20 protein-coding genes and 1 other annotated feature are annotated in these 22,264 nt (G+C 57.7%); of the genes, 5 read left to right on the top strand and 15 right to left on the bottom strand.

Annotation, left to right across the window (positions count from 1 at the left end; all coding sequences use genetic code 11):
• Positions 1 to 27 precede the first annotated feature (27 nt).
• Positions 28 to 954 (bottom strand): DNA-binding transcriptional regulator DsdC, encoded by a 927-nt coding sequence (gene dsdC / locus ABFV38_RS00100; RefSeq protein ID WP_348958112.1) that lies wholly within the window; start codon positions 952 to 954, stop codon positions 28 to 30.
• 204 nt (positions 955 to 1,158) lie between these two features.
• Between dsdC and dsdX the strand changes: the two genes are divergently transcribed.
• Entirely contained in the window at positions 1,159 to 2,496 is a 1,338-nt protein-coding gene (dsdX, locus tag ABFV38_RS00095; RefSeq protein ID WP_348958110.1) for a D-serine transporter DsdX, read from the top strand.
• A 17-nt stretch (positions 2,497 to 2,513) separates the two neighbouring features.
• Positions 2,514 to 3,800, top strand: a complete 1,287-nt coding sequence (dsdA, locus tag ABFV38_RS00090; protein ID WP_048030329.1) for a D-serine ammonia-lyase — start codon at positions 2,514 to 2,516, stop codon at positions 3,798 to 3,800.
• A gap of 32 nt (positions 3,801 to 3,832) precedes the next feature.
• Here dsdA and ABFV38_RS00085 read toward each other — a convergent pair whose 3' ends face one another.
• From ABFV38_RS00085 to ABFV38_RS00070, 4 genes are all read right to left on the bottom strand, one after another.
• The gene (locus ABFV38_RS00085; protein WP_348958109.1) at positions 3,833 to 4,180 is read right to left on the bottom strand and encodes a DUF202 domain-containing protein; all 348 of its coding nucleotides are present in this window, start codon (positions 4,178 to 4,180) and stop codon (positions 3,833 to 3,835) included.
• Positions 4,170 to 4,517 carry a DUF202 domain-containing protein gene (locus ABFV38_RS00080; protein ID WP_025756985.1) on the bottom strand — a complete coding sequence of 116 codons (348 nt, stop codon included), beginning with the start codon at positions 4,515 to 4,517 and terminating at the stop codon, positions 4,170 to 4,172. Before ABFV38_RS00080 ends, ABFV38_RS00085 begins: the two co-directional genes overlap by 11 nt.
• Positions 4,518 to 4,609: 92 nt before the next feature.
• On the bottom strand, positions 4,610 to 5,932 hold the full coding sequence (locus ABFV38_RS00075; RefSeq protein ID WP_348958108.1) for a 6-phospho-alpha-glucosidase: 1,323 nt from the start codon (positions 5,930 to 5,932) through the stop codon (positions 4,610 to 4,612).
• Positions 5,929 to 7,551, bottom strand: a complete 1,623-nt coding sequence (locus tag ABFV38_RS00070) for an alpha-glucoside-specific PTS transporter subunit IIBC (protein WP_348958107.1) — start codon at positions 7,549 to 7,551, stop codon at positions 5,929 to 5,931. The genes ABFV38_RS00075 and ABFV38_RS00070 overlap by 4 nt, the downstream gene beginning before the upstream one ends.
• Before the next feature lie 221 nt (positions 7,552 to 7,772).
• Here ABFV38_RS00070 and ABFV38_RS00065 point away from each other — a divergent pair, with 221 nt between their 5' ends.
• The gene (locus ABFV38_RS00065) at positions 7,773 to 8,519 is read left to right on the top strand and encodes a GntR family transcriptional regulator (protein WP_023618235.1); all 747 of its coding nucleotides are present in this window, start codon (positions 7,773 to 7,775) and stop codon (positions 8,517 to 8,519) included.
• Here the strand turns inward: ABFV38_RS00065 and ABFV38_RS00060 are convergent.
• The 3 genes from ABFV38_RS00060 to ibpA all read right to left on the bottom strand — a co-directional run bounded on the left by ABFV38_RS00060 (position 8,487) and on the right by ibpA (position 11,296).
• Positions 8,487 to 10,148 carry a putative transporter gene (locus tag ABFV38_RS00060; RefSeq protein ID WP_111967621.1) on the bottom strand — a complete coding sequence of 554 codons (1,662 nt, stop codon included), beginning with the start codon at positions 10,146 to 10,148 and terminating at the stop codon, positions 8,487 to 8,489. The genes ABFV38_RS00065 and ABFV38_RS00060 overlap by 33 nt on opposite strands.
• 172 nt (positions 10,149 to 10,320) lie before the next feature.
• Positions 10,321 to 10,749, bottom strand: a complete 429-nt coding sequence (gene ibpB, locus ABFV38_RS00055) for a small heat shock chaperone IbpB (protein ID WP_348958105.1) — start codon at positions 10,747 to 10,749, stop codon at positions 10,321 to 10,323.
• 136 nt (positions 10,750 to 10,885) lie between these two features.
• Positions 10,886 to 11,296, bottom strand: coding sequence for a small heat shock chaperone IbpA (gene ibpA / locus ABFV38_RS00050; protein WP_008500162.1), 411 nt, complete (start codon positions 11,294 to 11,296; stop codon positions 10,886 to 10,888).
• Positions 11,290 to 11,361: a sequence feature (ROSE (Repression Of Heat Shock gene Expression) occurs in the 5'-region of heat shock genes and acts as an RNA thermometer to modulate expression.), on the bottom strand. It overlaps the preceding gene by 7 nt.
• Positions 11,362 to 11,610: 249 nt before the next feature.
• Between ibpA and ABFV38_RS00045 the strand changes: the two genes are divergently transcribed.
• Positions 11,611 to 11,943: a YceK/YidQ family lipoprotein gene (locus tag ABFV38_RS00045; protein WP_032662055.1), complete on the top strand. Its 333-nt coding sequence runs from the start codon at positions 11,611 to 11,613 to the stop codon at positions 11,941 to 11,943.
• Here ABFV38_RS00045 and ABFV38_RS00040 read toward each other — a convergent pair.
• The 3 genes from ABFV38_RS00040 to ABFV38_RS00030 all read right to left on the bottom strand — a co-directional run bounded on the left by ABFV38_RS00040 (position 11,940) and on the right by ABFV38_RS00030 (position 15,172).
• Positions 11,940 to 13,169 carry a DUF3748 domain-containing protein gene (locus ABFV38_RS00040; protein ID WP_348958103.1) on the bottom strand — a complete coding sequence of 410 codons (1,230 nt, stop codon included), beginning with the start codon at positions 13,167 to 13,169 and terminating at the stop codon, positions 11,940 to 11,942. The genes ABFV38_RS00045 and ABFV38_RS00040 overlap by 4 nt on opposite strands.
• 50 nt (positions 13,170 to 13,219) lie before the next feature.
• Entirely contained in the window at positions 13,220 to 14,032 is an 813-nt protein-coding gene (yidA, locus tag ABFV38_RS00035; RefSeq protein WP_008500165.1) for a sugar-phosphatase, read from the bottom strand.
• A 114-nt stretch (positions 14,033 to 14,146) separates the two neighbouring features.
• A complete protein-coding gene (locus ABFV38_RS00030; RefSeq protein ID WP_348958102.1) occupies positions 14,147 to 15,172 on the bottom strand; it encodes an NAD(P)-dependent alcohol dehydrogenase in 1,026 nt (341 codons plus the stop codon).
• Between the two features lie 109 nt (positions 15,173 to 15,281).
• On the opposite strand from ABFV38_RS00030, the gene ABFV38_RS00025 reads away from it, so the two are divergent.
• Complete coding sequence (locus ABFV38_RS00025) at positions 15,282 to 16,217, top strand: LysR family transcriptional regulator (RefSeq protein WP_023616016.1); 936 nt, start codon at positions 15,282 to 15,284, stop codon at positions 16,215 to 16,217.
• 34 nt (positions 16,218 to 16,251) lie between these two features.
• Here the strand turns inward: ABFV38_RS00025 and gyrB are convergent, their stop codons facing one another.
• The 4 genes from gyrB to dnaA are packed head-to-tail and all read right to left on the bottom strand — an operon-like array spanning position 16,252 to position 22,264.
• Positions 16,252 to 18,663, bottom strand: coding sequence for a DNA topoisomerase (ATP-hydrolyzing) subunit B (gene gyrB, locus ABFV38_RS00020; protein WP_045909362.1), 2,412 nt, complete (start codon positions 18,661 to 18,663; stop codon positions 16,252 to 16,254).
• A 28-nt stretch (positions 18,664 to 18,691) separates the two neighbouring features.
• The gene (gene recF, locus ABFV38_RS00015; RefSeq protein ID WP_048226779.1) at positions 18,692 to 19,765 is read right to left on the bottom strand and encodes a DNA replication/repair protein RecF; all 1,074 of its coding nucleotides are present in this window, start codon (positions 19,763 to 19,765) and stop codon (positions 18,692 to 18,694) included.
• Complete coding sequence (dnaN, locus tag ABFV38_RS00010) at positions 19,765 to 20,865, bottom strand: DNA polymerase III subunit beta (protein WP_008500170.1); 1,101 nt, start codon at positions 20,863 to 20,865, stop codon at positions 19,765 to 19,767. Before dnaN ends, recF begins: the two co-directional genes overlap by 1 nt.
• Positions 20,866 to 20,869: 4 nt before the next feature.
• Positions 20,870 to 22,264 (bottom strand): chromosomal replication initiator protein DnaA, encoded by a 1,395-nt coding sequence (dnaA, locus tag ABFV38_RS00005; protein WP_039267117.1) that lies wholly within the window; start codon positions 22,262 to 22,264, stop codon positions 20,870 to 20,872.

The following is a 22,264-nucleotide window of genomic DNA, read 5'->3' as shown; positions in this document are numbered from 1 at the left end:
GGTGTAGCGCGAAAGCGTAATAATTCTTCAACCTGCCAGTTCTCTCAGCCAGCCGATAAAGGCGTCAATTTTCGGCCACTGACGGCCAGAAAGCGTCGAAATATAGTAGTGCTGATGACATTTCAGGGTCTTGTCACCAAACGGAGCGATCAGTTCGCCCCGTTCAAGCCGTTTTTGCACCAGCCGCTTTCTGCCCATCGCGACGCCAACGTGGTTGATGGCCGCAATAATCGCTAAGTCCGAACGATCGAAACCAATACCCGACGATGGCGGCATATTCACCGCAAAGTGTTGCGCCCAGCTCAGCCACTCATCCGTACCGGAATCATTGCTCCAGGCCTGACGGTCATGCAGCAGCGTGCAGTGGCTGAGGTTATCGGGGTTTTTCAACAGCTCATGCTCGCGGGCATACTGCGGCGAGCAGACGGGCAAAATCTCTTCGTCCATCAGGAAGTGGTGAGACAGATGGTTTGGCGGGGTATCGTCGAAATAGAGCGCCAGATCGACACCTGTTCGCTGCATATTGACGTAATCATTACCGGTCAGGACGGTGAGCGATATTGACGGATAGCGGCGGGTAAAGTCGCCCAGCATGGGTACCAGCCAGCACTGGGCGATCGACGGCCGGGAGTAGACCGTCAGCGTGCCGGACAGCGCCTGGTTTTTGATATCCAGGATTTCCTGATTAAGGGTGTCGAGGGACGATTTTAGCGTCCAGTAAACGCGCTTTCCCTCCTGCGTCAGCTCGACTTTACGGTGCGAACGGACAAACAGCTGAATACTCAGCTCCTCTTCCAGCAGGTTGATGCGGTGGCTTACCGCGCTGGGGCTAAGCGACAGCTCCTCCGCCGCCAGCGCGAAGGATTCATGCCGGGCCGCCACTTCAAAGGTGTACATTTTCGACAGTTGCCAGCCGTTGAGCAGCCGGTTTCTGGCTTCATTTGCATCGGTCATCACAATTCTCACGCGTGGTTTCTGCGCTCAGCATACCGTTTAAGGGTGAATTTATGTGAACCTAATGCGAGTTAAGTGCGTTTTTTAGAGCGCAGTCACTCAGTTGATTCAATCTGGCTCATCTGAACGCCAATTTATATCGTTTGTCAGCCCACGCCGCTTTTTCGTCCAATACCCCCAGATGACATAAGGGTGAGGTGAGATATGGGATCTCAGGTCTGGGTTGTGGCAACGCTGCTGGTCAGCATTGTGTTGATTGTTTTAACCATCGTAAAACTGAAGTTTCACCCGTTCCTCGCGCTGCTGCTGGCGAGCTTTTTCGTCGGCGCAATGATGGGAATGAGCCCGCTGGATATGGTAAACGCCATTGAAAGCGGGATTGGCGGCACGCTGGGCTTCCTGGCGGCAGTGATTGGTCTTGGGACCATTCTCGGCAAGATGATGGAGGTTTCCGGCGCGGCAGAGCGCATCGGGATCGCCCTGCAGCGCTGCCGCTGGCTGTCAGCAGACGTGATTATGGTGCTGGTCGGCCTGATCTGCGGCATTACGCTGTTCGTGGAAGTGGGCGTGGTCCTGCTGATCCCGCTGGCGTTTTCCATCGCCAAAAAGACCCATACGTCGCTGCTTAAGCTGGCCATTCCGCTCTGTACCGCGCTGATGGCGGTGCACTGCGTGGTGCCGCCGCATCCGGCCGCACTGTTTGTGACCAATAAATTAGGGGCGGACGTCGGGACGGTGATCGTCTACGGCCTGCTGGTGGGCCTGATGGCCTCTCTGGTCGGCGGCCCACTGTTCCTGAAACTGCTCGGCCATCGGCTGCCGTTTAAACCGGTTCCGGCGGAATTTTCAGACCTGAAGGTGCGGGAGGAGCATACTCTGCCGTCGCTGGGCGCCACGCTGTTTACGGTGCTGCTGCCGATTGCCCTGATGCTGGTGAAGACCATCGCCGAACTGAATATGGCAAAAGACGGCACGCTGTATACGCTGCTGGAGTTTATCGGCAACCCGATCACCGCGATGTTTATCGCCGTGTTTGTCGCCTACTACCTGCTGGGCATCCGCCAGCATATGGGCATGGGCGCGATGCTGACCCATACGGAGCACGGCTTTGGCTCTATCGCCAACATTTTGCTGATTATCGGCGCGGGCGGCGCGTTCAACGCCATCCTGAAAAACAGCGGACTGGCGGACTCGCTGGCGCATATTCTCTCGAACCTGCACATGCACCCTATTCTGCTCGCCTGGCTGGTGGCGCTGGTGCTGCATGCCGCCGTTGGCTCCGCGACGGTCGCGATGATGGGCGCCACGGCCATCGTCGCGCCGATGCTGCCGCTCTACCCGAACGTCAGTCCGGAGATCATTACCATTGCTATCGGTTCCGGCGCAATTGGCTGCACAATCGTGACCGATTCCCTCTTCTGGCTGGTGAAGCAGTACTGCGGCGCGACCCTGAATGAGACCTTCAAATACTATACGACGGCGACGTTTATCGCCTCGGTGCTTGCACTTGGCGGCACATTCCTGCTTTCTTTCATTATCTGAGCGCGAAGAGACGTATTATGGAAAACGCAACTATCACCACTTTAACCGCACAGTTTCCTCTGGTTGAGGATCTGATTGCCCTGAAAGAAACCACCTGGCTTAACCCGCGCACCACCACGCTGGCGGAAGGGCTGCCCTATGTCGGGCTGACCAAAGCCGACGTGGACGACGCCCATGCGCGACTCAACCGCTTCGCGCCGTATCTGGCGAAAGCCTTCCCGGAGACGGCGGCAACGGGTGGGATTATTGAATCCGAACTGGTCGCGATCCCGGCAATGCAGGCGCGGCTGGAGAAAGAATCTGCTAAGTCTATTCCCGGCACGCTGCTGCTGAAAAAAGACAGCCATCTGCCGATTTCCGGCTCGATTAAAGCGCGCGGCGGTATCTATGAGGTGCTGACCCACGCGGAAAAACTGGCTCTGGACGCCGGGTTGCTGAGCGTGGAGGATGACTACAGCATCCTGCTGGAGCCGCGCTTTAAGGACTTCTTCAGCCAGTACAGCATTGCGGTAGGCTCAACCGGCAACCTGGGGATGTCCATCGGTATCATGAGCGCCCGCATTGGCTTTAAGGTGACGGTGCATATGTCCGCCGACGCCCGCGAGTGGAAGAAAGCCAAACTGCGCAGCCACGGCGTCATCGTCGTGGAATATGAGCAGGATTACGGCGTGGCGGTGGAGCAGGGACGCAAAGCGGCAGAAAGCGATCCGAACTGTTTCTTCATTGACGATGAAAACTCCCGCACCCTGTTCCTGGGCTACGCGGTGGCAGGCGAGCGGCTAAAGGCGCAGTTTGCCGCACAGGGCCGCGTGGTGGATGCCGATCATCCGCTGTACGTCTATCTGCCGTGCGGCGTCGGCGGCGGCCCTGGCGGGGTGGCGTTTGGCCTGAAGCTGGCTTTTGGCGACAACGTCCACTGCTTCTTCGCGGAGCCCACGCACTCCCCATGCATGCTGCTGGGCGTTTACACCGGCCTGCACGACGAGATTGCCGTACAGGACCTGGGCATTGATAACGTAACGGCAGCGGACGGGCTGGCGGTAGGACGCGCGTCCGGCTTCGTGGGCCGCGCGATGGAGCGCCTGCTTGACGGGTTCTATACGCTTTCCGATCAGAGCATGTACGACATGCTCGGCTGGCTGGCGCAGGAGGAAGGCATTCGGCTGGAACCGTCCGCGCTGGCGGGCATGGCCGGACCGCTGCGCGTGCCTTCAGATGCCAGCGTTACCCACCTGGTGTGGGCGACCGGCGGCGGCATGGTGCCGGAAGACGAGATGGCGAAGTATCTGGCGAAAGGGAAGTAATTATGCCGGGTGGCGGCTGCGCCTTACCCGGCCTACAACTGCAAAATTTGTTGAATGTGGGTTATCGCAAACAGCAGTGAGAGAGAAAGCACAGCCAAGGCGATCAAGAACTTATCCCGCACCGCCTTCGGCTGCACAACATCCTCTTTTGCCACGTCCATCAGGTTACGACTGCGGGTATAGCGCCATAAAACGATCGCCACCAGCGCCAGCACAACCAGCGAGATCCAGAACGGCACCCCGGTACGGTGCCAGTTGTGCTTAATCGCCAGGGCAATCAGCGCACCATACCCCAGCAGCGTGCGCAGCCAGGCGAGTGACGTCCGCTCCGGCTGCAGGCCGGGGTCCGCTTCGCGTCGCGCTTTGCGGCTATCCGCCATAGAACACCAGCACCATCACCACACCCGCCACCACCAGCAAAATCGCGCTGATGATAAGTAATCCACGCGTATAGGGCAGATCCTGCTTCAGACGCATCGCTTTTTCATTGCGCAGCCAGCGCAGGTAGCCGTAAATCGCCAGCACGCCCGCGAACAGGCACAGCAGCAGCGCCAGCACCTCGCGAATCAGCGGCGTGGCGAAATCAGGCGCGAGCTGGTCGAGCCCCACCCCGGCGGCAAGGAATCCCAGCGCGGTGCGGATCCACGCTAAAAACGTGCGTTCATTAGCCAGCGAGAAGCGGTAGTCCGGCGCTTCGCCGAGGCGGGAAATTTTCATGAAGGTTCCTTGTCGTGCAACGGGCAGGCTTCAGCATAGCGTAAATCGACAAGGACAAGGAGACCGGCATCGGGCGATGCCGGTCGGGACGATCAGTGCAGCTCTGGCCAGTAATCCTTGTTGGCCTCGATCAGGTCATCCAGAATCGCTTTCGCGACGGACGCGCTCGGCACGGTTTTCGACAGGGTAATCGCCTGCCAGAGTTTCTGATACGAGCGCTGCTCCCAGGCATCCACCACCAGTTTTTCCACCGCCACCTGCTGGCTCATCAGCCCTTTCTGGAAGTGCGGAATATCGCCCACCGTGAGCGGCTCCGGTCCGTTATGGCCCACCAGGCAAGGAATTTCCACCATCGCATCGGCATCAAAGTTATGGATGGCCCCGTTGTTTGGCACAATCAGCAGCATCCGCTCCTGGGTGTTAAAGGCAATGGCGGTCGCCAGATCGACGATGTACGACGCGTGTTCGTCGATTTCCAGCTCACCGGCGGAGGATTTTCCCGCCTCGATAATCGCCCGGCAGGAACTGAACACGTGCTTCTCACGGTGGTCCATGACCTCATTGGCGCGGGTGCGTTCCGGGTTGGAATGCGCGACCACGTAGTCCGGGAAGAGATAATACTTCAGGTAGGTGTTCGGCATGGTGTCCGGATCCAGCGCCTGCACGTCTTTGGCTTTGGCGAACGTATCGTTCCAGCTCGCCTCGGTATGGGCGTTGTCAGAAGGCGGGACATAACCGTTTTTCGCCACGTATTCGCGCAGCTTCGGCATCAGATCGTTGCCGTTCAGGTCTTCAATTGACGTCCACCAGCCGAAATGGTTCAGGCCGTAGTAGCGCACGCGCATCTCTTTGCGGTCTTTCAGGCCAACAATCTGTGCCATGCGCCCTTCGATGCCGATCGGCATATCGCAGATATTGAGGATTTTGGCGTTCGGACGCAGGCGGCGCGTGGCTTCCGCGACAATCGCCGCCGGGTTGGAGTAGTTCAGCATCCACGCGTTCGGAGAGTATTTCTCCATATAATCCACCAGCTCCAGCACGCCGCCGATAGAACGCATGCCGTAGGAGATGCCACCCGGTCCGCAGGTTTCCTGGCCCAGCACGCCGTGGCGCAGCGGGATTTTTTCATCTTTTTCGCGCATCGGGTATTTACCCACGCGGATATGCGCCATCACGAAATCGACATCGCTAAAGGCCGCTTTCGGATCGGTGGTGTAGCTGAATTCAATCTCCGGAGCCTGCTCCTTAAGGATGATTTTGCACGCTTCGGCGATGGTCTCCTGACGCGCGCCGTCGTTGTCATAGAACTTCAGCGCGCGCAGCGGAAAACGGTCACGGTTGGCTAACAGCATCAGGACGATACCAGGCGTAAAGGTGCTGCCGCCGCCTGCAATGACAACTGAGAATTTTTTCATGATATAGCCTCTGTCAGGGTGGTTTGTTCATTCGTTAAGGGGGTTTTCATCAGCGATTCCAGCTGGTCGCGCACCTGAGGAACGTGCAGGCCGACAATCACCTGAATGCCGTTGCCGCGTCGCACCACGCCGTGGGCGCCGAGGGCTTTGAAGACGTCATCGCTTTGCGTTTTCGCCATATCGACCAGGGCGATGCGCAAGCGGGTGGCGCAGTTGTTGATGCTTTCGATGTTGGCCGCGCCGCCGAGCGCCTGCAGGAATCCGGCGGCCTGCCCGACCTGCTGGCTGACCGCGGCCGGGGAGGTGGTTTGCCCGCGCGCCGCCTTATAGTCGGCCTTGCTGTAGAGCTTGATTTCGCTCTCCTCCCGGCCCGGGGTTTTCAGGTTCAGACGTGCAATCAGCGTTTTGAAAACCACGAAGTAAATTCCGGTGAAGCAGACGCCAATGCCGATCTGGGTAAAGACCGTCGCGGCGTGGTTATGGAACATCGGGATCCAGTTTTGCGGCAGGAACTGGTCCAGCAGGCCGCCGCCCATGTTCCCGACCACGCCGAAGGTGTACATCACCGTCGCCATGGTCGCCGCCAGCACGGCGTGAACGGCAAACAGCAGCGGCGAGATAAACAGGAAGGTGAATTCGAGCGGTTCGGTAATGCCCACCAGCACCGCGGTAAGCGTGGCCGGGACCAGCAGCCCCGCGACCTTGACGCGGTTTTCCGGCGACGCGGTGTACCAGATCGCCAGCGCAATCCCGACCGAGCCGAACACTTTTGAGTTACCGTGCAGGGCGAAGCCGCCTTCCGGGAAGAGGGTTTTCAGCGGCAGGGTGCTCTGGCTGAATTCCTGCAGATGCTGCGCCCAGTAGACCTGAATCCCACCCTCAACCGCCGCCGGGCCGAAGATGAACGGACCGTAGACGAAGTGGTGCAATCCGGTTGGGATCAGAATGCGTTCCAGGAAGGTATACACCCACACGCCCAGCGCCCCGGCAGAGCGCAGGAACGCCTGCAGAGACTCAATGCCCATCTGCACTTTCGGCCAGCCCAGCAGCGTCAGCCAGGCGCAGGGGATCATGACGAAGAACGCGAGGATAACGACAAATGAGCTGCCCTGGAAAATCCCCAGAAACACCGGCAGCGGCTTGTCAAAATAGCGGTTATGGATGGCGGTGACGATGCCTGAAATCACGATGGCGCCGATGATGCTGGTATCGAGCGTTTTGATGCCGGCAATCATCGCCAGCCCGCTACCGGCCGTCGGTTCGGCGGAGAAGTCGACGCCAAAGAAGTGGCCCCAGGTCATCCCCATCGCGTTGATGAAGTAGTTCCAGGTCAGGAAGCTAATCAGCACCGCCAGGCAGGCGCGGCCCTGGGCCTGCTTCGCCAGGCCAATCGGCAGGCCGACGGCAAAAATCAGCGGCATATTGCGGAACACCGCCCAGCCGCCCTCTTCAATGATGTGAACAATCTGCGCGAAAAGATGATCGGGGGCCGTTAAGGCTTCGCCGACAAACAGCGGGTTGCGAAGCATGATGGCGATTCCCACCACGATCCCGGCGAACGGAAACAGCAACACCGGGGTAAACATGGCACCGCCAAAACGTTGTATTTGACTGAGCATTTTTAAATCCTCATGAAACAACCTGTAGGGGTAGAGGCCTTTATGGTTTTTTGCTGGCCTGAGGTGAGCATAAGAACTTACTGATGCGCGAACATGGCGTGCCGCTGCGATTCGTGATCGCATTCATGGTTTTATTTTGACCAATCAGGTCTACTTTTTGCGGTAAATATGGACATGTCAGGACGCCATCCACGCCCTGATAAGGGCAGAGAGGTCTACTGGTGATCTACAAATCCATTGCTGACAGATTGCGGCTGCGGCTGAATTCGTCGGACTACAACATCGGCAGTCCGCTGCCGGGCGAGAAAGCGCTGGCGCAGGAGTTCGGCGTGGCGCGAATGACCATCCGCAAGGCGCTGGATCTGCTGGTGAGCTGGGGGCTGGTTGAACGGCGGCACGGCAGCGGCACGTTTGTGTCACGCAAAGACGTTCACCACGAAACCACCAACCTGACCGGGCTGGTGGAGGTGCTGCGTCAGCAGGGAAAAGAGGTGCAGAGCAAGGTGCTGCAGTTCGAAGTGATGCCCGCCCCGCCCGCCATCGCCAGCCAGCTGCGAATTCAGGTGGATGAGCGGATCTACTTTTCCCGACGGGTGCGCTACGTGGACGGAAAGCCGCTGATGCTGGAGGACAGCTTTATGCCGGTGAAGCTGTTTCGCAATCTGTCGCTGGCGCATCTTGAAGGGTCAAAGTTTGATTACATCGAGAAGGAGTGCGGGATCACCATCAGCGGCAACTACGAGAGCCTGACGCCGGTGCTGGCCGATAAGCAGCTGGCGGGTTATATGAACCTGCCGGAACAGACGCCGCTGCTGCGTATCACCTCCCTTTCCTACAGCGACAGCGGCGAGTTCCTCAATTATTCCGTGATGTTCCGAAATACCAGTGATTACCAGGTGGACTACCATCTGCGGCGCATCCACCCGGACGACCTGCTAGCCCATCCCCCAGAACAGCACCGCCAGTAGCTGCGGCGTAATGATGCGCAGGAACATCACCAGCGGATAGACGGTGGCATAGGAGAGCGCTGCCGCGCCGCTGGTGGTGTGCAGGTTGTTGGCAAAGGCCAGCGCGGGCGGATCGGTCATGGAGCCCGCCAGCATGCCGCACAGCGTCAGGTAGTTCATTTTGGCGAACATCCGCGCCAGTATGCCTACCGTCAGCAACGGAATTGCCGTGATAAAGATGCCGTAGCCGACCCAGCTCATCCCTTCCCCCTTGATCAGCGTATCGACGAAATCCCCGCCGGACTTCAGCCCGACCACCGCCAGGAACAGCACGATGCCCAGCTCGCGCAGCGCCAGGTTGGCGCTCGGCGGCATAAACCAGTAGAGCTTACCGATGCAGCCGATACGCCCGAGGATCAGCGCCATAATCAGCGGCCCGCCCGCCAGGCCCAGCTTGAGCGCCACCGGGAAGCCCGGCACGTACAGCGGGATGGAGCCAAGGAGTACGCCAAGTCCAATACCGATGAACACCGGCAGCATCTGCACCTGCTGCAGTTTCTGCTGGGCGTTACCCACCATATCCGCCACGGCGTCGATGGACGACGGGCGACCCACCAGGTTGAGGATATCCCCGAACTGCAGGCTGGCCTCGGGGCTGGCGACCAGCTCGACACCCGCACGGTTGAGGCGGGAGATCACCACGTCATAGCGCTCTTTTACCTGCAGATCGCGTATTTTTTTACCCAGTACGTGCTCGTTAGTCACCACGACGCGTTCCACCCGCATATCGGTGCCGCGCGTTGAGAGCGAGGTATCCACTTCCTGACCAATCACCAGCCGCGCGTTGTTTAAATCGCCGGGCTGGCCGACCAGATGCAGCAGATCGCCCTGCTGAATAATGGTGCCGGGCGCGGGGACCATCAGCATATCGTCGCGCTTAAGGCGCGAGCAGATGATATTGGCGCTGTTCAGGATCGGCACGTCCTGAATCGCCATATTGTTAAGGTTGGGGTTATCAACCCGAATGTTGATGGTTTTGATCGGCATATGGCCGTTGGTAAGCGTGGTTTCGTGGTCCTTTGCCTCTTTATCGACGTTAATGCGAAACAGGACGCGGACCAACCACATGGAGAGCAGAATGCCGCAAATGCCAAACGGATAGGCCATGGCGTAGCTCATCCCCATCTGGTCGACGATGCCGGGTTCGATGCCCAAATCGCGCAGGATTTGCTGCCCGGCACCGAGCGCGGGCGTGTTGGTGACCGCCCCGGAGAAAATGCCCAGCACCACGGGCAGCGGGATAGCAAAGATTTTATGCAGAATGGCGGTGACCAGCCCGCCCATCACCACAATGCCGAGGGCAAACAGGTTGAGCCGTAAGCCGGAGACACGAAGAGAGGCGAAAAAACCCGGCCCCACCTGAATCCCGATGGTATAAACGAACAGGATCAGGCCGAACTCCTGAGTAAAGTGGAGCATTTCGGCGCTCAGCACCAGCCCGAGCTGGTCGGCAAAGTGGCCGACAAAAATGCCGCCAAACAGCACCCCGCCTATCCCAAACCCGACGCCGCGGATTTTGATATTCCCTATCCACAGGCCAACAACAGCGACCAGGGCCAACACGCTGACGGTTAACGCGATATCACTCATGATCCACTTCCTTGGCATAACCTTAGTTATGCTAAGGATTCTCTCAGAGCCGTGGGCGGTTGTATGGGCGATGGCGCACAAAAAAGCCCTGCCGGGGCAGGGCCTTGTGCGGTCTGTGAGCGGTGTCGGGTGGCGGCTGCGCCTTACCCGACCTACAGGTTCGGCGGGCTTGTTAACTGTTTAACGCCGGCCGGTCGCTAATGGCGATACGCTGCGGGGCGATGGCTTCCGGTACGTTACGGGTCAGGTCAATATGCAGCAGCCCGTTGGTAAACGTTGCGCCTGAGACGTCCATATGGTCTGCCAGGGTGAAGCTCAGGCTAAACGGCTGATTAACCAGCCCCTGATGCAGCCATTTGGTCTCGGTCTCTTGTTTCTCCGGCGTACCTTTCACGGTCAGACGCGTGCCTTCGAGCTGGATATCCAGATCCTCCTGACGGAAGCCGGCCAGCGCCAGGGTGATGCGATAGTGGTTATCGTCGCTTTTTTCGATGTTGTACGGCGGAAACGTCTGTTGCTCAGCGGTGCTTTGCAGGGCGTTAGCCAGTTTGTCAAAACCAATCCACTGGCGCAGCAGGGGGGATAAATCGTAGTTACGCATACTAAATCTCCTTCTGAGAAGCGAGTTCGGCACAGTTTAATTTTGTGCGCAGTTGTTCCTGCAAATCCGGATGGACTCGCATATGCTCCCATTACGGCAAGCAAGTCTGGGTGGGCCGCTCGTGCGACCCGCATAATTAGTTAATTTCGATACGACGCGGTTTTTTCTCTTCCGGAATCACACGTTCCAGTTCGATAAACAGCAGGCCGTTGACCAGGTTCGCGCCTTTCACGTGAATGTTCTCGGCTAACTGGAACTTGCGTTCAAAGTTGCGCTCAGCGATGCCCTGGTAAAGGTAGGTACGCTCTTTCTGCTCGGCCGTATGGGAACCTTTCACCACCAGCAGGTTGTCCTGCGCGGTGATCTCCAGTTCGTTTTCTGCAAAACCGGCGACGGCAATGGCGATGCGGTAGTGGTTTTCATCAACCAGCTCAACATTGTATGGAGGGTAGCCGTTGCTCTGACTTTGGTTATTTTCTAAATGGTTAAACAGGCGGTCAAAACCAATTGCAGAACGGTATAGCGGAGAAAGATCGAAGTTACGCATAAATAAAACTCCTGAAATCAGCGAGAAAATTAAGCCTTCCACCATGGACAGGCCTTTGCGCCCCCCGAACACCCATCAGGCGAGTTCGTTATCGGGTCGTATTCTTAAAATGGGTCTGCAACCGGGCTTTTCAAGCACGACGACTGCACTTTTTTTTGCACTTTCCTGCATCTCGCTTAGACTGGGACAACAGCACAAAGGGTTAAATTGCGATGGCTGCCACAGTGCGGGGTTATCGGGCTATCCATTTTGGTTAAGGCTCGTTATAACCCTGAGTTGCAGGTCTATGCAGTGCCATTAACGATGACTGAGTGATGATGAAAAATGTTCTGATAAAGCTGACGACGTTCAGCGGGGTTGTTTTACTTTGCGGGTGTTCGAGCGTGATGTCTCACACCGGCGGTAAAGAAGGAACATATCCGGGGACGCGCGCCAGCGCGGCGATGATCTCCGATGACGATACAAACTGGGGCACCAAATCCCTGGTTATCCTGGATATGCCGTTTACGGCTGTGGCGGATACGCTTTTGCTGCCGTGGGATATGTTTCGTAAGGACAACTCCGTGCGCTCACGGGTAGAAAAAAGCGAGCAGGAGAATCTGGCGACAAACGCCGTTATCCCGCCCGCTGACATGCCTCCACGCTAGTTCTGCGCGGTTTCCGTTAACCAAAGTTGACGGAAACCTCCTGTCTCTTCCATCCACGCGATAAAGCGCCCGTCCGGGGAAAACACGACGGCATCAGCAGACGGCGGATTGCCGTGATCGGACGTCCAAAACGTCACCTCTCCAGTCTGCGCGTCACAGCAGGCGATCCGGTTTTCGAGCACAAACCCCAGTCGGTCACCCGCCGGATGCCAGTTAAACGCAGACTGAATACCGCTCGCGGTCTGCGTCAGCTGGCGCGGCTCGCCGCCCTCAGGCGAGATCAGCCACAGCTGCACAATGCCGTTATCGTCGCGCATCAGAAACGCGATCTGCGTCGCCTGCGGGTTGCTGCGAACCCAGTGGCGCGGCACGTTCACCAGACCCGGATAGGCCCTCTGATGCGTAAAGGTCAAACGACGCTGCTTCACCCCAGCAGGCGGAGCTGGCAGGGTCTCTTCGGTGCCCTGCAGCGGCGCATCGCCCGCGCGTTTCCAGCCCTGCTCCTCTTCCGGCAGGTCGACGATAAACAGTTCCGGAACTTTTTCGCCCTGCGCAGAGAGGGTATCGCCGATAAACGCCAGCCTGGTGTTGCCCACCCAGCCCTCTTCATAGGCGCGGTTAATTTCGTCGCTGCCCGGCTGCGGGTTGGGCGTCGTGCGGCTGACCAGCACGCTCCAGTAAGCGCCCGGGTATTCGCGGGGATGGTTACCCTGCGGCTTCACCGGGCCATAAGGCGCCGCCACGCCGACGTTGCGTAAATCACGTTTAGGATCGCGCACGTGCAGCACGTGGTCGTTATAGGTAAAGCTGACGAGCTGGCCGTTCGGGCTGAAGACATGGACGTGGCTGCCGCCGCGCAGCGCGCCAGGGGTGTATGGCGAAGTGATATCCATCGCGTCCAGGTTGCTCACCTGACCGTGATGCGTAATCACTCCCTGACGATGATGAAAATCGTAGTGCCAGTCTGCATCCGGGTTTTTCGGACCGTGGATGAAGACGTATTTCTCTTGCGCAGGATGAACGGTCACCACGCCAACGTGCGCGCCGTCAGTGGCGCGGTAAACCACGTCTACCTCGCCCGTGCCGACGTTGACCCGCTCGATGGTTTCTCCGGTGAACGATGCACCTGACGGGCGCACGTCATAGACCAGCCACTGGCTGTCCGGCGTCCAGGTATTGATGTTGGTCAGCTGGTGGTTGCGGGAAGCGAAGGTGATTTGTTTCATGAGGATACCCTGATGCGCAGTTATCGCATCAGGGTATAGCAAGCGGGTGTTTAGTTCAGCACAAACTTCTCAATGGCGTAAGCCACGCCGTCTTCGAGATTAGATTTGGTGACAAAATTAGCCACTTCTTTCACCGACGGAATGGCGTTATCCATCGCCACGCCCATGCCCGCGAATTCAATCATCGCGATGTCGTTTTCCTGGTCGCCCAGCGCCATGATTTCGTCCGGCTTGATGCCCAGCGCGTCGGCCAGCGATTTCACGCCGGTGCCTTTATTGACGCGTTTATCGAGGATTTCAAGGAAGTACGGCGCACTTTTCAGCACGGTGTATTTCTCTTTCACCTCGGCCGGAATGCGCGCAATCGCTTTATCCAGGATCTCCGGCTCGTCGATCATCATCACTTTCAGGAACTGGGTGGCCGGATCCATTTTCTCGGCTTCACAGAACACCAGCGGAATGGTCGCCACGTAGGATTCATGTACCGTGTAGTAGCTGATATCACGGTTGGCGGTATAAAGCGTATTGCGATCGAGGGCGTGGAAGTGGGAGCCCACTTCACGGGACAGTTTTTCCAGGAACCGGTAGTCATCGTAGCTCAGCGCGGTTTGCGCAACCGTACTGCCATCCGCGGCTTTCTGTACCAGCGCGCCGTTATAGGTGATGCAGTAGTCGCCAGGCTGATTCATATGCAGCTCTTTCAGGTAGCTGTGCACGCCCGCATACGGACGCCCCGTAGTGAGGACCACATTCACACCCTTGGCGCGTGCCGCGGCGATCGCGTTCTTAACGGCTGGAGAGATAGTGTGGTCTGGCAGCAACAGCGTGCCGTCCATATCGATTGCAATAAGTTTGATAGCCATGAGTTCCCCGGGATAAATGAGTGCTGCCTCATGCTAACGCGATTAAGCACACAAAAATAGAGCTATATTGCGCAACAAAAGCCCCCTTTTACGCTTCTCCCGGGGAATAAAGACCTACTCGCGAGTGAGAACGATTTTACCAAACGCACCGCGATCCAGATGCTCAAGTGCCTGTTCAAGCTCGTTAAAACGGTAGCGATGCTCAATCACGGGTTTCAGGCCGGTGACATCAACAGCGCGGACGAAATCTTCCAGCGCCCTGCGGTGTCCTACACCGATCCCCTGAATGACGGGAGATTTCAGCAACAGTTCGCCAGCAGAGAGCGAAATGTCAGTGCCGGCCAGCACGCCAATGACCGAGATACGTCCATGAACGGCAACGGCGCGCAGGGAGTGCTTCAGGTTATCACCCCCCACGGTTTCGATAATATGGTCGATGCCGCGATCCTGCGTCAGTGCCAGCGTATTTTCAGCCCAGTCGCCTTTCAGGCGGTTGATGCCCTGGCTGGCCCCCAGTTTTTTGGCCAACGCCAGCTTTTCATCGCTCCCCGAGGTGACAAATACCTCTGCGCCGTGCGCTTTGGCAATTTGCAGGGCGAAAATCGCCACGCCGCCCGTCCCCTGTACCAGCACCGATTGCCCGGCGCGCAGTTGGCCGCGTTCCACCAGCGCAAACCAGGCGGTAAGCCCTGCACAGGGTAAGGTGCTGGCCTCTGCGTCATCCAGAGTTTCCGGCGATGCCGCCAGCGCGTCTTCCTTCACAATCACATACTCGGCCAGCATTCCCTGGAAGTATCCACCGGACGTTCTGTAGGGCAAATTGCGCGCGTCCGCCTGCGGTTTACCGTCGATCCACTCCGGGAAAAAGGTTGAGATAACACGAGCGCCGGGCTGGAAACGCGTGACGCCTTCACCAACGCTGTCTACGACGCCCGCCATGTCAGACGCCGGGGTAAACGGGAAGGAAAGCGGAATCGGCATCGTGCCTTCAATCACCATTTTATCGCGATAGTTGAGCGCAACGGCATTCACCCGTACGCGTACTTCACCCGGGCCTGGCTGTGGAATGGGCTCCTGAGTGAGTGTGAGGCTCTCGCGCCCGAGGGCGTTCATCGTCCAGCGTTGCATTGTCTCTGTCATTTCTCTCTCCTGCGATCAAATAAGCTTCAGTACCGACAGTCTAGCGTTGACTCTTCGTCACCAGTGGCGATAAGTTTTCTCTTTATTGATGCCTGAATGGATACAATCCATGACCGATACGCTGAAAGATATTCCTGTTTTTGTCGCTGCCGTGGAGGCAGGAAGCTTTGCACAGGCCGCAGTTCGCCTGCACCTGTCGCGCTCGGCGGTGGGAAAAAGCATTGCTCGCCTTGAGGAACGCCTCGGAGTACGGCTCTTTCAGCGCACCACTCGCAGCCAGCGGCTCACCGATAACGGCGCCCTGTTCTACGAGCGCTGTCTGCGCGCGCTGGAGGAGATTCGAGGCGCAGAGTCGTTGCTTGAAACAGGGAAACAGCAGGTCAGTGGCCGCCTGCGTGTTGCCATGCCGGTGCTCTTTGGTCGCCAGTGCGTCGCGCCGCTGTTGATAGAACTGGCGCAGGAACACCCTGGGCTTGAGCTTGAAATGTCGTTCAGCGACCGCGTGGTGGATCTGGTGGAGGAAGGGTTTGATATGGCGGTGCGTAACGGCACGCTGCAGGACAGCAGCGTGCTGGTCGCCAGAAAGCTGGGGGAACACCGCATGGTGCTATGTGCCGCGCCGGATTATCTGCAGAAGAAAGGCCAGCCGCAAAGCGTGGCTGATTTACCCCATCATACGGCGATTAACTATCTGCGCGCAGGCAGAGTCCTCTCCTGGCAGCTGATGGATAATGAGGGGACCTCGCACAGTTTTACTCCCCGTTCATCACTCAATATGGATGATTTGCAGGCCATCTGCGACGCGGCGCTGACCGGGCACGGCATTGCCTGGCTCCCCTGCTGGATGGCCGTTAAAGAAATCCATCAGGGAAAACTCGTCCCGCTCCTGAAGCAGGCGCCGGATGTCCATTTTGACGTCCATGCGGTCTGGCAGCAGACGCCGCATCTGCCGCTGAGGGTAAGAATGGCCATAGACACGCTGGCGAGCCGTTTACCGTCCGTGATGTCGCTGGATATGCCTGCGCCCATAAAAAAGCCGCGCTAAAAGCGCGGCCAGTTATCGTGCGGTATCACGTCGATTAAATATCGATATTTGCCGCTTTCAGGGCGTTCTCTTCGATGAAGGCACGACGTGGTTCAACCGCATCGCCCATCAGGGTGGTGAACAGCTGGTCTGCAGCAATCGCGTCCTTAACGGTCACGCGCAGCATGCGACGGCTTTCCGGATCCATGGTGGTTTCCCACAGCTGCTCCGGGTTCATTTCGCCCAGACCTTTATAGCGCTGGATCGCGAGGCCGCGACGGGACTCTTTCACCAGCCAGTCCAGCGCCTGCTCAAAGCTGGCTACCGGCTGACGACGTTCGCCACGTTCGATGAACGCATCGTCTTCGATCAGGCCGCGCAGCTTCTCGCCGAGTGTGCAGATACGACGGTATTCCGGACCGGTCACAAATTCGTGCTCCAGCGGGTAGTCGGTGTCGACGCCGTGGGTACGCACGCGAACGATCGGCTCGAACTGATGATCGGCGTTCTGCTGAACATCGCATTTCCACTGGCTGCCGTGCTGCTCTTTCTCGTTCAGATCGGTCACCAGGGCGTTCACCCAGCGGGTGACGGTCTGCTCGTTGCTCAGATCGGCTTCGGTCAGGGTTGGCTGATAAACCAGCTCCTTCAGCAGCGTTTTCGGATAACGGCGTTCCATACGCGTAATCATTTTCTGCGTGGCGTTGAACTCGGACACCAGACGCTCCAGCGGCTCACCGGCCAGTGCAGGAGCGTGCGAGTTCGCGTGCAGGGTTGCGCCATCAAGTGCGATCGCGATTTGGTACTGATCCATCGCTTCGTCATCTTTGATGTACTGTTCCTGCTTGCCTTTCTTCACTTTGTACAGCGGCGGCTGGGCAATGTAGACGTGGCCACGCTCAACGATTTCAGGCATCTGACGATAGAAGAAGGTCAACAGCAGCGTACGGATGTGCGAGCCGTCGACGTCCGCATCGGTCATGATGATGATGCTGTGGTAGCGCAGTTTGTCCGGGTTGTACTCGTCACGGCCGATGCCGCAGCCCAGCGCGGTGATGAGCGTCGCCACTTCCTGAGAAGAGAGCATCTTGTCGAAGCGGGCTTTCTCAACGTTGAGGATTTTACCCTTCAGCGGCAGAATCGCCTGGTTCTTACGGTTACGGCCCTGCTTCGCAGAACCGCCCGCAGAGTCCCCTTCCACAAGGTACAGTTCGGACAGCGCCGGGTCGCGTTCCTGGCAGTCAGCCAGCTTGCCCGGCAGGCCAGCTAAGTCCAGCGCGCCTTTACGACGGGTCATTTCACGGGCTTTACGCGCCGCTTCACGGGCACGCGCCGCATCGATAATTTTGCCCACCACGATTTTCGCGTCGGACGGGTTTTCCAGCAGGTATTCGCTCAGCAGTTCGTTCATCTGCTGCTCAACCGCCGATTTCACCTCAGAAGAGACCAGCTTGTCTTTGGTCTGTGAGGAGAACTTCGGATCCGGCACCTTCACGGAGACAACGGCAATCAGGCCTTCACGGGCATCGTCACCGGTGGCGCTGACTTTCGCTTTCTTGCTGTAGCCTTCTTTGTCCATGTAGGCATTCAGGGTACGGGTCATCGCCGCACGGAAGCCTGCAAGGTGAGTACCACCGTCACGCTGTGGAATGTTGTTGGTGAAGCAGTAGATGTTTTCCTGGAAACCGTCGTTCCACTGCAGCGCCACTTCCACGCCGATACCGTCTTTTTCGGTGGAGAAGTAGAAGATATTCGGGTGAATAGGCGTTTTGTTCTTGTTCAGATACTCAACGAACGCCTTGATACCGCCTTCGTAGTGGAAGTGGTCTTCTTTGTTGTCACGCTTGTCGCGCAGGCGAATCGAGACGCCGGAGTTCAGGAACGACAGTTCACGCAGGCGTTTCGCCAGGATGTCGTACTCAAACTCGGTGACGTTGGTGAAGGTTTCGAGGCTCGGCCAGAAACGCACCATGGTACCGGTTTTGTCGGTATCGCCCGTGACGGCCAGCGGTGCCTGCGGCACACCGTGCGTATAGAGCTGACGGTGGATTTTGCCTTCGCGCTGGATAACCAGCTCCAGCTTCTGCGACAGGGCGTTTACTACCGAAACACCCACGCCGTGCAGGCCGCCGGAAACTTTATAGGAGTTATCGTCGAACTTACCGCCTGCGTGCAGGACGGTCATGATCACTTCCGCCGCAGAGACGCCCTCTTCCGGGTGAATACCGGTTGGGATGCCACGACCGTCATCGGTGACGGAGACGGAGTTGTCCGCATGGATGGTGACCACGATGTCTTTACAGTGACCCGCGAGCGCTTCGTCGATAGCGTTATCTACCACCTCGAATACCATGTGGTGCAGACCGGTGCCGTCATCCGTGTCGCCGATATACATACCCGGGCGCTTACGCACCGCATCCAGCCCTTTCAGGACTTTGATACTGGAGGAGTCATAAGAATTCGACATCAACGTTTCTCGCTCATTTCAACTTGGGTTAATCCGTTATTTTACCCTTTTCCACGGTAAACATCTTCGAATTTTCGTCCGACATGTCTATAACGTGTTCAGCGCTTATCGCGCTGACGAAAACCTGCGACTGCGTGGCTTTTAAGCGGCTGGCAAGCAGCCCGCGCCGCGCGTCGTCAAGTTCCGAGGCAAAATCATCTATCAGGTACAGGCAGCGTCGCCCGCTCTCGCGGGTGAGAAACTCCCCCTGTGCCAGGCGTAGCGCACACATCAGGAGCTTGAGCTGCCCGCGCGACAGCGTGTCTTCCACCGGCGCACCGTCAGCACGAATGCGGAAATCCGCCTTGTGCGGGCCGTGCGCGGTGTAGGTCAACATGCGGTCGCGCTCGAAGCTTCTCTCTAACACGTCGGCATAGTCCGTCTCTTTCTCCCAGCCGCGCTGGAAGGAGAAGGTGAGAGAGAATTCAGGTAAAAACTGTTTGCAGGTGTCGGCCATGTCTTCGGCGATACCTGCGCTGTATTCGGCACGCCAGCGGCTGATCTGTTCCGCGAGAGGGATTAACTCCATGTCCCACGGACGCAGCTGGGCGTAGCGCGTCACCTGACGCAGCGCGGCGTTACGCTGCTTGAGCAGACGCTTCAGGTTGCTCCAGGCGTTAAAGAATCCGGCTTCGTTGTGAAAGCATCCCCAGTCGAGGAACGCTCTTCTGTATTTGGGGCCGCCGTTGAGTAAAGTAAACCCCTCGGGCGTTATCAGCTGCATCGGCATCAGCAGCGCCAGCTCGGCCACCTTGTGACCGTCGGTACCGTCGATGCGCACCTTGCTGTCGCCCTGCTTGTCTTTGGTCAGGCCGATGGCGGTTTCCCGCTCCTCGCCCTGCAAACGCCCGTGCAGAACAAAGGATTCCTGCTCGTGGCGAATGACGCGACCAATCTGCAAACTGCGAAACGCCCGGCCGTGGCCGAGCGTATAGATGGCTTCCAGCACGCTGGTTTTGCCGCTGCCGTTCGCGCCAACCAGGAAGTTAAAGCCAGGGGATAAAGCGAGATCCGCGCTTTCGATATTGCGAAAGTCGCGGATCAACAGACGGGTGAGCGACATTACAGTCTCATTGGCATGACAACATAGGCAGCCGACTGTGATGCGGCATCTTCAATCTGTACGCTCGAAACGGAGTCGGTCAGCAGGATGCGCACGTTCTCGCATTTTAGCGCATTCAGCACATCCAGCACGTAGCTAACGTTGAAGCCGATTTCCATCTCAGCCCCGGCGTAGGTGACGTCCAGAATCTCTTCTGCCTCTTCCTGCTCCGGGTTGTTGGCGGTGATTTTGATCTGGTTTTCACTCACATACAGACGCACGCCGCGGAATTTCTCGTTAGAGAGAATGGCCGCACGTGCAAACGCCTGCTTGAGGCTATCACAACCGGCTTCCAGCGTTTTGTCCGGGTTCTTCGGCAATACGCGGCGATAATCCGGGAAACGGCCGTCAACCAGCTTCGATGTGAAGACAAAGTCGCCCACGTGAGCGCGGATGTTATTGCTGCCGATCTGCACGCGCAGCGGCGTGTCGCCACCGTCGAGCATACGCATCAGCTCAATCACCCCTTTACGCGGCACGATCACCGAATGGTTTGGCAGTGAGTCACCAATCGGCATGGAACAGACCGCCAGACGGTGGCCGTCGGTCGCCACGGTACGCAGCTCTTCACCTTCGGTTTCGAACAGCATGCCGTTTAAGTAGTAACGAACGTCCTGATGCGCCATAGAGAACTGCGTGGCTTCAATCAGACGCTTCATCGTCGCCTGCGGCAGGGTAAATTCCACTTCGCTCTGCCAGTCGTCCAGGTTCGGGAAGTCCGCAGCAGGCAGCGTGGAGAGCGAGAAACGGCTGCGGCCAGAGCGCACCAGCATACGGTCGCCTTCCAGCTGCACGGCGATTTCAGCGCCTTCCGGCAGCCCGCGGCAAATATCAAAGAATTTACGTGCCGGAACCGTGGTCGCGCCCGCGTCGTGCGGCTGCGTCAGCGTAACGCGCGCGATCATTTCCATTTCCAGATCTGTACCGGTCAGCGACAGCGTACCGTCCGCGACCTGAAGCAGCAGGTTTCCGAGAATAGGCAGCGTTGGGCGGCCGCCTAATGGGCCACTCACCTGTTGCAGCGGTTTTAATAAATGTTCACGTTCAACGGTAAATTTCATAGCGTCACGATGATAATGTTCTGATTAGATTGGAAAAATCTTCTTTTATGTCGTGGCTTTCTTCGCGTAACTGCTCAATCTTGCGACAAGCGTGCAGCACGGTCGTATGGTCACGGCCACCAAACGCATCCCCGATTTCCGGCAGACTGTGGTTGGTTAACTCCTTTGCCAGCGCCATCGCCATCTGACGCGGACGCGCCACCGAGCGGGAACGACGTTTAGACAGTAAATCTGCCACTTTGATCTTGTAGTACTCAGCCACCGTCTTTTGAATATTGTCGATAGTGACCAGTTTTTCCTGCAATGCCAGCAAATCGCGCAGCGCTTCACGCACAAAATCGATGGTGATCGCACGACCGGTGAAGTTGGCATTGGCGATAACGCGGTTCAGTGCCCCCTCCAGCTCACGCACGTTGGAGCGCAGACGCTTGGCAATGAAGAACGCCACTTCACCCGGCAGGCGAATGTCGTTTTCATCGGCTTTCTTCATCAGGATCGCGACGCGGGTTTCCAGCTCCGGTGGCTCGATCGCCACGGTCAGGCCCCAGCCGAAGCGGGATTTCAGACGATCTTCAACGCCGTTGATCTCTTTTGGATAACGATCCGAGGTCAAAATGATCTGCTGATTACCTTCCAGCAGGGCGTTGAAGGTGTGGAAAAATTCTTCCTGCGATCGTTCTTTGTTGGCAAAGAACTGAATGTCATCGATCAGCAGCGCGTCAACGGAACGATAGTAGCGTTTAAACTCTTCGATCGCATTGTTTTGCAGGGCTTTTACCATGTCCTGAACGAAGCGCTCGGAGTGCATATACACCACTTTAGCATTGGGCTTGCGCGCCATAATGCCGTTGCCCACCGCATGAAGAAGGTGCGTTTTACCCAGACCCGTGCCGCCATACAGAAACAGCGGGTTGTAGGCCCCACCGGGGTTATCAGCAACCTGGCGAGCCGCCGCGCGCGCCAGCTGGTTCGACTTACCTTCAACGAAGTTATCGAACGTGTGTTTCACGTTTACGTTAGAGCGGTAGGTTGGCTCAGCCGGTGCGGGAACATTATCCCACCCCTGACGAGCGGGGGCGACGCGAGGGGCCGGAACAGGAGCGGCCTGAGCAGGTGCTGCGACGTTTACGGTTTCACGAACGGTTTGGGTGACCGGCTTTGTACCCACTTCAAAGCGCAGCTGTGGGGCATCTGACCCGCAGAAATCGTTCAGCAGTCCATTGATGTTATTAAGGTATTTGTCCCTTACCCAATCGAGCACAAAACGGTTTGGCGCATACAAAGCCAGCGTGTTATCGCTCAGTTCCGCCTGCAACGGGCGGATCCACATACTGAATTCTGTGGCTGGTAACTCATCCTGCAATCGGGCAAGACACTGCTGCCAAAGCGAAAGTGACAC

The sequence above is a fragment of the Enterobacter cloacae complex sp. Mu1197 genome, assembly GCF_040059225.1.
GTDB lineage: Bacteria > Pseudomonadota > Gammaproteobacteria > Enterobacterales > Enterobacteriaceae > Enterobacter > Enterobacter quasiroggenkampii.
The sequence above is the reverse complement of the archived record's forward strand: the minus strand, read 5'-3'. Positions and strand labels throughout refer to the sequence as shown.